The 7563-nt window shown below is 30.5% G+C and carries 9 protein-coding genes; 8 read left to right on the top strand and 1 reads right to left on the bottom strand.

Annotated elements, in window-relative coordinates; genetic code table 11:
• A partial coding sequence (locus tag HMPREF3154_RS01815; RefSeq protein WP_141741639.1) for an LPXTG cell wall anchor domain-containing protein occupies positions 1 to 1781 on the top strand: 1781 nt, incomplete at its 5' end.
• A gap of 47 nt (positions 1782 to 1828) precedes the next feature.
• Here the strand turns inward: HMPREF3154_RS01815 and HMPREF3154_RS01810 are convergent.
• Positions 1829 to 3118 carry an aminotransferase class I/II-fold pyridoxal phosphate-dependent enzyme gene (locus HMPREF3154_RS01810; RefSeq protein ID WP_070474250.1) on the bottom strand — a complete coding sequence of 430 codons (1290 nt, stop codon included), beginning with the start codon at positions 3116 to 3118 and terminating at the stop codon, positions 1829 to 1831.
• 193 nt (positions 3119 to 3311) lie between these two features.
• Between HMPREF3154_RS01810 and HMPREF3154_RS11590 the strand changes: the two genes are divergently transcribed.
• The 7 genes from HMPREF3154_RS11590 (at position 3312) to pmtD (ending at position 7544) form a co-directional block, all read left to right on the top strand.
• On the top strand, positions 3312 to 3407 hold the full coding sequence (locus HMPREF3154_RS11590; protein ID WP_016898690.1) for a Trp-rich small protein: 96 nt from the start codon (positions 3312 to 3314) through the stop codon (positions 3405 to 3407).
• A gap of 233 nt (positions 3408 to 3640) precedes the next feature.
• Complete coding sequence (locus HMPREF3154_RS11325; RefSeq protein WP_023350009.1) at positions 3641 to 3811, top strand: SE1626 family protein; 171 nt, start codon at positions 3641 to 3643, stop codon at positions 3809 to 3811.
• A gap of 177 nt (positions 3812 to 3988) precedes the next feature.
• Entirely contained in the window at positions 3989 to 4366 is a 378-nt protein-coding gene (locus HMPREF3154_RS01805) for a PSM export ABC transporter transcriptional regulator PmtR (protein ID WP_002453644.1), read from the top strand.
• On the top strand, positions 4366 to 5265 hold the full coding sequence (locus tag HMPREF3154_RS01800; RefSeq protein WP_002435942.1) for a phenol-soluble modulin export ABC transporter ATP-binding protein PmtA: 900 nt from the start codon (positions 4366 to 4368) through the stop codon (positions 5263 to 5265). Before HMPREF3154_RS01805 ends, HMPREF3154_RS01800 begins: the two co-directional genes overlap by 1 nt.
• Entirely contained in the window at positions 5262 to 5921 is a 660-nt protein-coding gene (locus HMPREF3154_RS01795) for a phenol-soluble modulin export ABC transporter permease subunit PmtB (protein ID WP_002435912.1), read from the top strand. Before HMPREF3154_RS01800 ends, HMPREF3154_RS01795 begins: the two co-directional genes overlap by 4 nt.
• 19 nt (positions 5922 to 5940) lie before the next feature.
• On the top strand, positions 5941 to 6813 hold the full coding sequence (pmtC, locus tag HMPREF3154_RS01790; protein ID WP_070474248.1) for a phenol-soluble modulin export ABC transporter ATP-binding protein PmtC: 873 nt from the start codon (positions 5941 to 5943) through the stop codon (positions 6811 to 6813).
• Positions 6813 to 7544: a phenol-soluble modulin export ABC transporter permease subunit PmtD gene (gene pmtD / locus HMPREF3154_RS01785; RefSeq protein WP_002435946.1), complete on the top strand. Its 732-nt coding sequence runs from the start codon at positions 6813 to 6815 to the stop codon at positions 7542 to 7544. The genes pmtC and pmtD overlap by 1 nt, the downstream gene beginning before the upstream one ends.
• Positions 7545 to 7563 lie beyond the last annotated feature (19 nt).

The raw sequence follows: 7563 nt of genomic DNA, 5'->3' as shown, positions 1-7563 counted from the left end.
AAGAGTCAACACCGGATTCTCCAACAATTGAAGCAAGTGAAGAGCGTGCGAGTGTCGAAGTAACACCAAAAGGTGAATCAACAAAATTAGAAGTAAAATATACAGATACAAATGGCCAACTAAGTTCATTCATTGCAAATAAAAATGGAGGAGTTTGGTCACTAAACAAAGAGGTTCCACATATTGAATTAGACGAAACTACCGGAAAAGTCACACTAGGGCACCAAGCGGTGTTAGCAGAAAGTGAAATAGTAGCAACCGAAACAAAAGGTAACAGTGATGAAAGTGCAAAAAGTAAAATAAATATGCCTCGCAAAGAAGTAACGCCTGATTCTCCAGTAATTGAAGCGAATGAAGAACGCGTCAATGTTGAAGTTACACCAAAAGGTGAATCAACAAAATTAGTAATCAATTATACAAATTCAGAAGGTCAACCTGATTCAATTATCGCAATCAAAAAAGAGGAAATATGGTCACTCAATAAAGAAGTGCCACATATTCAATTAGATGAATATACTGGAAAAGTCACACTAGGCCACCCAGCTGTACAAGCAGAAAGCGAAGTTGTAGCTACTGAAACAAAAGGTAATAGTAACACAAGTCCAGAAAGTAAAGTGACTATGCCACGAAAAGAGTCAACACCGGATTCTCCAACAATTGAAGCGAATGAAGAACGCGTCAATGTTGAAGTTACACCAAAAGGTGAATCAACAAAATTAGTGATCAATTATACAAATTCAGACGGCCAACCTGATTCAATCATCGCAAGCAAAAAAGAGGGAACATGGTCACTCAACAAAGAAACACCACATATTGAGATCGATGACCATACTGGAAAAGTCACTATAGGCTATCAGGATGTACAAACAGAAAGCGAAATAGTAGCAACCGAAACAAAAGGTAATAGTGATACAAGTACAGAAAGTAAAATTAATATGCCACGAAAAGAAGCAACACCAGATGCACCAATAGTTGAGAAAGATGAAAGTAAAGTAAATGTGAGTATAATACCAAGCGGTTTATCTACAAAAATTGAAATCGAATATATAAATCCAGAAGGGCAATCTGATACAATCATCGCAAGTAAAGATGAAGGTACTTGGAGCTTGAGTAAAGAAATAACGGGCATCAATATAGAACCGGCTACTGGTAAGGTAACTATAGACTATTACGTTGTTTATCCTGAAAGTGAAATTACTGCAAGTGAAGTACATGGTAATAGCGACCATAGTAAATTAAATAGTGTGATTATGCCACGTAAAGAAAATGCACCTGAACCTCCAATTGTGACTGTAAATGAAAAAGAAGCTATAGTTATTATAAAGCCTAGAATTGAAGCAACTAAAGTTGAAATTACTTTTAAAAATAAAAAAGGTAAGGCGACATATATAAATGTTTATAAAAACGGTTCAGAGTGGTCTGTAGACCAAGTTATAGAAGGTATTATTTTAAACGCTCACACAGGAGAAATAAAAATAACTCATCTAGCTGTTAAAGATGGTAGTGAAATAATCGCTAGAGAGTATAAAGGCAATAGTGACGCAAGTATAGCTATTTGTATAAAAGCACCTACTAAAGTTACAAGTAAAGAAAGCTATAAAATTAAATCTTTAAAAGTGAAATTGAATGATAGAAGTAATGAAATGATGTATACCAAAAAGGATAAACTCTTAGAATTGCCACATACTGGTGAAAGTGAAAAAGCGAATAATACATTACTATCCAGTATTCTAATTCTTGGTTTAATGTTATTACGTAAATCACGTAAAAAAGAGATTTAAAAAAAGAAGAGTTGCTCTAAATATTTAAGAGAGCAACTCTTCTTTTTCTATTTTAGATCATCAATAGCTTTAGCGATAGACTCAAACACGTGAGGAATATCGTCTTTTTCAACACAACTAAAGGCAATTCGTATATCCGTATCATTTAAGGCAATAATACCTATTGAATATTTATCAATTAAATGTTTGCGTAATATTTCTGGATCAACATGCTTAACTTTTAATGCCATGAAGTAACCTGAATTAAAATCATATGCTTTCCAATAGTATGCATATTTCTCATCATAAACAACTTCCTTAGTAACTTCGTATCGATCTTTTAATGTTTGAATATTCTCCTCAATTTCTTTATCAAATTGTTTATTATTTTTTAGAACATGCTTGATAGCACTTTGGGATGGTAATGGCCCGCTTGAAATATTACTTCTAATTAAACCTTTAACTTTTGCTTCAAGTACATTTTGAGTTATATCATTTTTAGTACCAAAAGTCATGAAGCCTACACGGAATCCCCAAGCAAAAAATTCTTTAGTAGCACCATCTAAGCGTACAGGTAAAATATTATGAGAATTCAACTGTGATAAAGCCGTAAAAATAGATTGTGTGTATACATCTTCATAGAATAAACCATAGTAAGCATCATCAACTACTGCAATCACTTTTGTTCCTTTATTAGCAAGTGTTTCAATAGCATTTACGATAGTTTTAACTTCTTCAGCTTTTGGCGTATAACCTGTTGGGTTATTTGGATAATTTAGAATCATGATTACTTTATCTTTATTAAAGTTTTCTAAAGTTTCCACTAGTGAATCAGTTGTATAATGTCCTTCTTCATTGAAAATAGGATATGTTTCGATATTGGCTTTATGGCGAGTGTTAAACACTAGTTTATAGTTGCCCCAATTGTGCGTTGGTAATAAAATAGTATCATTTTCATCTACAAATAAGTCTGCAACTAAAGATAATCCATGAGTTAAAGCATTAGTCACGATGGGTCTACTTATCGCTTCTTTTGATAAATCAGGATTTTCATTTAGCATTTTAATTTGCCATAAGTCACGTAAGTCTTCAATACCTTGTGGAGGTGCATATGGAAAAACTTCATCTGGAGTTAATTCATTAAATATATTATTCAATGAATCAGCATACATTTTACCTTCATCATTTGTTGCCATACCAATCGTAGCGTTATATTTAGTACTTTTGGCATCAGCAGATTGAGATAGAATACCTTTAGGATAGAACATTTCTTTACCTAAATCAGATAACATGTCATATACTTCTGGATTGGATTGTTGTAATTCGTTATTTAAATTTTCGGCTAAAGGGCTTGTCATTTTCTAACCTCTCTTTAATAAAGTGTTTATATATATATTATCTTTAATTTGAATAAAGATAAAGCATTGATGATAGGGAATTAGGAAAATAAATTTTATTACTAATAGCGAACATATGTTCTATAATTTGTGTTAGAATATGCTTAGGTCATCAAATTATATGACACTAATCAATTCTGGGAGGTGTAGTATAATGACGTGGTGGCAAGATGGTTTAATAACATTGATTACAGGTGGCGTACTTGTCGTCTTTCGTATTTGGTTAGAAATTAAGTGGAAAGACAAGTAGATGACCGAACACAAAAAACCCCAAGTCTGCTGGTACCAGACCTGGGGTTGTGTAGTATAATTCGTGGATACAAGTTTATTGTAACATTGTACTAAATTGACCGCAATCAATATTTAATTGTGGTAACTCCTAAATTTGATATCGTCTTCTAAATTATTGGGAAAGTTAAACTCATATACCGTTTTTATACCTGGTATTATTTGATATACTTTTTATGTGTTGAGGTGAATAAAATGAAGCACTTAACAAAAATATTCGTTGGATTAGCAATTGTGCTATTTGTAGTAGGCTATTATCTTCAAGCTACAGGTCATGAAGAGCAAGGAATTAAATTGCTACTTGCTGCAATTATGTTTATGATTTGTGCTTTTATCGATAGAAGTAATAAACGGAGAAAAAAATAGTGTACATTATTTAAGACTTAAGGGAAGTGTATCGTTCTCTTAAGTCTTTTTGTATATATTGTTTATACTCAATATTCTCTTGATATATAGGATTTTTCACAGAATTTAGTATATACACTTTACAAATCTGTATATATTGTATATATTATGTATATACAGAAGAAAAGGGGGACATCAATGAAATTAATTTTGAAAAACAACAGTGAATATCCCATTTATGAACAAATCAAGCAACAAATTAAAGAAAATATTTTGAAAGGTTATGTTGCTCCTGGAGAACACCTTCCATCAATGCGTGAGTTAGCTAAAGATTTACAAGTGAGTTTAATTACTACAAAACGAGCTTATGAAGATTTAGAAAAGGATGGATTTGTGACAACTATAAGAGGTAAAGGTACCTTTGTGAAGGAACAAGATAACTCAATTCTTAAAGAAAAGCAGTTCTTTGTAATTGAAAATTTGGCTAAAACAATGTCAAAAGAAGCAAAAACAATTGGGATGCCTTTAGAAGAATTGACTGAAATATTGTCTTTAATTTATGAGGAGGAAGACTGATGAATGCGATTGAGCTTAAGAATGTAAGTTATCAAACAAAAGATTTTCAGTTGAAAGATATCTCCTTTGAAGTTCCTAAAGGCTTTGTTACTGGTTTTATAGGTGGGAATGGTGCTGGTAAAACTACAGTTATTCGTTTAATTATGGATTTAATTCAATCTAAAAATGGTCAAATTTCTGTATTTAATGAACAAATGAAGGATAGTGCAGTAGAAATAAAAAATAAAATAGGCTTCGTTTATTCCGAAACGTATTTTAATGACAAATGGACCATTAAAAAGTTAGAGAATATCGTCGCCCCGTTTTATAACAATTGGGATCATAAAATTTTTATGAGTTATCTGCAATTTTTTCAATTACCTTATAAGAAGAAAATCAAAACTTTTTCAACAGGTATGAAAATGAAATTGTCATTAGCTATTGCATTTAGTCACCATGCTGAATTATTCATCTTAGATGAGCCCACATCTGGACTAGATCCTTTAGTTAGAAATGAACTACTAGAGATTATTCAACAAGAATTAATTGATGAAGATAAAACAGTCTTCATATCGACACATATCATATCTGATTTAGAAAAAATTGCGGACTATATAGTTTATTTACGTGATGGTCAAATTATTTTTAATGAATCACGAGACACTTTATTTGAAAAATATAAAATAATTAGTGGTTCCAATGAAGACTTAGATGTGGAGTTGGAGGAATTGTTAATTTATAAAGAAGTTAGAAAAACTGGCTACATAGGCCTCACTGAACACTACCAAACATTTAAAGAATTATTTGGAAATAGAGTAGAAATTAAAAATCCATCAATTGAAGAACTAATGATATATTTAGAAAAAAATAAAAATCAACTAGATTTTAAATATCACCAACGAAATGAGAAACTAATATGAAACAATTATTAATTAGAAATCTTAAACTTCGAAGATGGACACTTTTGATTTATGGTTTATTACTCATATTCTTTCCGTTTTATCACTTAATCGATAGGCAACATTTACCGTATCTTGTTATTTCAGGACCTATAGGTATTATATTAACTATTATATGCTTAGTTGATGCTGGACATTTATTTAGAATCAATCGTAGATTAGGTGGATCTCAGTCTTACTTATTTTTTGGTAGTCTGCCAGTTTCAAGGAAAGATTTATTAAATGCAAATTACATCAGTTGCATAGTTTTAACAATTATTGGTGCAATAATCATAAGTTTATATGGCTATGAAACAAGTTCAATAAAGACAGATTCGATAACTTTTTCTACAACCTATTCTTTTATAATAGCGAATTTCTTTTCAATCCCTATCGCTTTTAATAAAAGTACAGAACAGAAACATAAAGACGTGCCTTATTTAGCATATGTATTTGGAGTTATCATTGTATTACCATTTGTCTTATCTGCTTTATTTATCTTAATAAACGTTTTAGTTCACAAAGATAGTCATATTCCAGTTGTATATTCGTACTTCTTAAATTATGGCCTATTGATTATTAGCATCATATGTTTAGTAGTGAATTATTTAATTCAAATTAGAAAAATAAAACATTAACCACTTAAGGGGGTCTACTATGAAATTAGAACAAATCACTAAAAAATATGGTCAAAATACAGTTATTGACGATATAAACTTTGATTTTGGTAATAGCCAAATAGTTGGTCTTATTGGTAAAAACGGTGTTGGTAAAACAACATTAATGAAAGTCATGAATGGTAATATTATTAATTACCAAGGGAAAGTTGATTTATCGAAAGATGAAAACGTAGGTTACTTAATCGAACATCCTAAACTTTATGACAACAAGTCAGGTTTATATAATTTAAAATTGTTCGCTCAAGTTTTAGGAAAAAGCTTTGATAAAGAGTATTCTGATCACATTATTGATGCTTTTGGTATGAGACCTTATATTAAGAAAAAAGTGAAAAAATATTCAATGGGTATGAAACAGAAATTAGCCATTGCGGTCTCTCTTATGAATAAACCAAAATATTTAATTTTAGATGAGCCTACAAATGGTATGGATCCAGATGGATCAATTGATGTTTTAAAAACTATCCAATCATTAGTCAAACAATTAGATATGAAAATATTAATTTCAAGTCATAAATTAGAAGATATTGAACTTATTTGTGATAGAGCTGTCTTCCTTAGAGATGGTAACTTTGTTCAAGATGTGAACATGAAAGATGGGGGACCAGAAGATAGTACAATCATTACTATTGAACATGATGATTTTAATAAAACTTTAGAATATCTAACTGAACATTATAAAGTGCAACAATCACAAAAAGATGCTGGTGAGATTATCATTAAAGCTCAAAGAGACTATAAACCACTATTAAAATCATTGTCTGAACAAGGTGTTTATCCTAAGTATATTGAAACGCGTAAAAGTTCTCTACGTGATACTTACTTTAATATTAATCAAAGAGGTGATAAATAATGAGAAGTTTACAGCTAGTCAAGTTCGATTTAATTAGTATTTTAAAAAGTCCTTTAACATATCTTGCATTAATACTAGTTATAGGAATGACAGTCTTCCAAGCAAGTATGCAAGCAGCATATAGCAAGTCTCATGAAGTAAATAACGAAATGGTCTTCGTACTGGCCAACTGGTTATTCTTATTCGCGGGATTATTATTTATCATTAAAACTATCACTAGAGATTATTCTCAAGGTACAATTCAATTATATATGAGTAAGGTAAGTAGTCGTATTGGTTATATTATTGCTAAAACAATTTCAATGATATTAATTTCGTTCTTATTTACTTTACTTCAATATCTTGTAATTATTGTTATTCAAGCATCTACAAAAGGATCAAATGTTGACGGAGATAAATTCTTAAATAATATATGGTTTTACCTTATATTTTTCTTATTCTTTGGCTTATTCTTATTATTACTTACGTTAATTATTGAAAAGCCGGCAGTAATCTTTACTTTAGGTATTTTCTTATTACTTATCGTTCCATTTGTGCAACCTTTAATAGGTTTAATTCCAAATATTGGTGACGATATTCAAAAATCATTTAAATATATTCCATTTACTTATCTCACTGAGAAAATGACTGAGGAGATTAAATTCTCGCATTGGCAATGGTTTATTTCAATTGCTTCAATAGTAGTATTATTTGTAGCTAACATCTTATATGCTGCTAAACGAGATATTTAAGTTCAAAAATACTGAGGCT

The sequence above is a fragment of the Staphylococcus sp. HMSC06C11 genome (assembly GCF_001808345.1).
Lineage (GTDB): Bacteria > Bacillota > Bacilli > Staphylococcales > Staphylococcaceae > Staphylococcus > Staphylococcus capitis.
The sequence above is the reverse complement of the archived record's forward strand: the minus strand, read 5'-3'. Positions and strand labels throughout refer to the sequence as shown.